This is a genomic window from Myceligenerans indicum (assembly GCF_016742955.1).
Lineage (GTDB): Bacteria > Actinomycetota > Actinomycetes > Actinomycetales > Cellulomonadaceae > Myceligenerans > Myceligenerans indicum.
This window is the reverse complement of the sequence record NZ_JABBYC010000114.1, coordinates 1-2,289: the sequence shown is the minus strand read 5'-3', so window position 1 is coordinate 2,289 and position 2,289 is coordinate 1. Positions and strand designations below refer to the sequence as shown.

Below are 2,289 nucleotides of genomic sequence, written 5' to 3'. Positions count from 1 at the left end.
TCATGACGGCCTGGTAGGGGATGAACATCCCGAACAGGATGAGCGTGAACACCACGTCGGCGCCCTTGAAGCGCCAGCGGGCCAGCACGAACCCGTTCAGCGAGCCCAGGAACGCCGAGATGATCGTGGACGGGATGACCATCTGGAGGCTGCGCCCGATGGCGGGAGCCAGCGCGGTCCAGGCAGTCTGCCAGTTCTCCAGGGTCCACGTCGTGGGCAGCGCCCAGGCGCGTGCCGGTGCCGCGTCGCCCGTGCCCTTGAAGCTGGTCACGAAGAGCACGTACACCGGGATGAGAACGATGAGCACGAAGAACAGCAGGATGACGTAGCGGGCCGTGCGTCCTGCGGAGTACCGGCTGCGCGGCTGACGGATCTCCTGGCCGGACGAGAGGGTGCCCGCGTTCGCGTGGACCGGAGGGACGGGCGTGCCGGCCGCGGCCGGGGTCGCGGGGGTGGCGGTGAGGTCGCTCATCGCTTCTCCTCCCGGTGGGTGTGGATCAGGTAGGGGATGATGACCGCCGCGACGATGACCAGAAGGATGGCGCCGACGGCCGCCGCGTTGGCGTAGTCGAAGCTCGACTTGAACACGTACATGTCCACGGCCGGGACCTTGGTCTGGTAGTTCGCGGGCTTGGAGATGGACATGATCAGGTCGAACGACTTGAGGCTCATGTGCCCGATGATGATCAGCGCAGACAGCGCCACGGGGGAGAGCTGGGGGAACAGCACGTGGCGGTAGAGCTGGAGCTCACTCGCCCCGTCCATCCGCGCCGCCTCGCGCAGTTCCTCGGGGATGCCGCGGAAGCCGGCCAGGAACAGGGCCATCACGTAGCCGGACAGCTGCCAGATCGCCGGGATCGCGATCGCCGCGATACCGACCGTGACGTTGTTCCACCAGTTGTTCTGCAGGAAGTCCAGGCCGATGATCTGGAACAGCCGGTTGAGGCCGGAGGCCTGGGCGTCCTGGTTGGAGTTCAGCAGCCAGCGCCACACCACGCCTGAGGCCACGAAGGACACGGCCATCGGGAACAGGTAGATCGACCGGAAGAATCCCTCGCCCTTGACGGGCTTCTCCAGGAGCCAGGCCCACCCGAAGCCCATCGCCATGGTCCCGACCAGGAACACGGCCGTGAACAGGAGCAGGTTGAGCAGCGAGTGCTGGAACGCGTCGGTGGCGAGCAGCGCGATGTAGTTGTCGAACCAGACGTTCACGGTCGGCGCCTGGCCGGTGGCCTGGGCCGCGGTGTGGTTGTCGGTGAACGACATCTGGAAGTTCGCCGCGATCAACCCGTAGACGAACACCGCCAGAAGCAGCAGAGAGGGGGCGAGCAGGAGCAGGGGAGGCCCTACCCGTCGCAAGGTCTTGGACATGGGATTCCTCGAGGATCGATGCACCCGCCACGAAGCCCGCCGGGCAGGTGGCCGGGTAGCACCTCCAGGCGGTGTCGTGCAGGGTCCCGCCTGGAGGTACTACGCCGCCGTGAAGCCGCCCGGCGGGCTTGAGGGTCGTGCTGGGTCGGTCGTCTCAGCCTGCGGTAGCTGCGGCGAGGTCGGACTGGAAGGCGTCGAGGTCGGACGCACCGGTGGTGAACTTGCTCGTGGCGTCGCTGATCGCGTTCAGCGTGGCAACCGGGGCTGCCGCGCCGTGGGCCAGCGAGGACACGATCGTGTCGTTCGCGAACGACTCGATCGCCGTCTGCTGGTACTCCGAGAAGTCCATCGGGTCGGCGTCGGTACGTGCCGGGATGGAACCCTTGGCGGCGTTGAACGCGGTCTGGCCCTCCAGCGAGCCGATGGTCTCCAGCCACGCCTTGGTGCCGTCCGGGTGCGGAGCGCCGACGGGCAGGGTGAAGGAGTCCGCGAGGAAGTCGAACGTCCCGGCGGTACCCGGCGACGGCACGGCGACGAAGTCGGTGCCGAGTTCCTTCTTCTGCTCCTCGAACGCCGCCACGGCCCAGTCACCCATGACGTTGAAGGCGGCCTGGCCGTCGATCACCTGCTGGGTGGCCTCGGGCCAGTCCAGCCCGTCACGGTCGGAGTTCGTGTAGGACATGATCGTCTCGAAGTCCTCGAGGGCGCCCGTGACGTCACCCGACGTCCAGTCGGTCGAACCGTCCCACAGGCCGGAGTAGCCGTCGGGGCCGAGGTCCGCGAGCAGCACCGTCTCCAGGAGGTGGACCTGGGTCCAGGTGGTGGCCACCGAGATGGGGGTCACGTCCATCTTGTCGAGCTTCTTCAGGTCGGCGATGAACGAGTCCAGGTCGTCGTACTCGGCCGACGGGTCCAGGC

Annotated in this window: 3 protein-coding genes; all 3 read right to left on the bottom strand. The window is 67.3% G+C overall.

Annotated elements, in window-relative coordinates:
* A partial coding sequence (locus HGK34_RS22110; protein ID WP_504739214.1) for an ABC transporter permease family protein occupies positions 1 to 472 on the bottom strand: 472 nt, incomplete at its 3' end.
* Positions 469 to 1,371, bottom strand: a complete 903-nt coding sequence (locus HGK34_RS22105; RefSeq protein ID WP_201851564.1) for a carbohydrate ABC transporter permease — start codon at positions 1,369 to 1,371, stop codon at positions 469 to 471. The genes HGK34_RS22110 and HGK34_RS22105, both read right to left, overlap by 4 nt.
* Positions 1,372 to 1,525: 154 nt before the next feature.
* On the bottom strand, positions 1,526 to 2,289 hold a 764-nt coding region (locus HGK34_RS22100), incomplete at its 5' end, for an extracellular solute-binding protein (protein ID WP_201851562.1).

What these genes read in the sequence shown, in the direction of transcription:
- HGK34_RS22105 (WP_201851564.1), bottom strand. Translation starts at nt 1,371, where the DNA reads ATGTCCAAGACCTTGCGACGGGTAGGGCCTCCCCTGCTCCTGCTCGCC.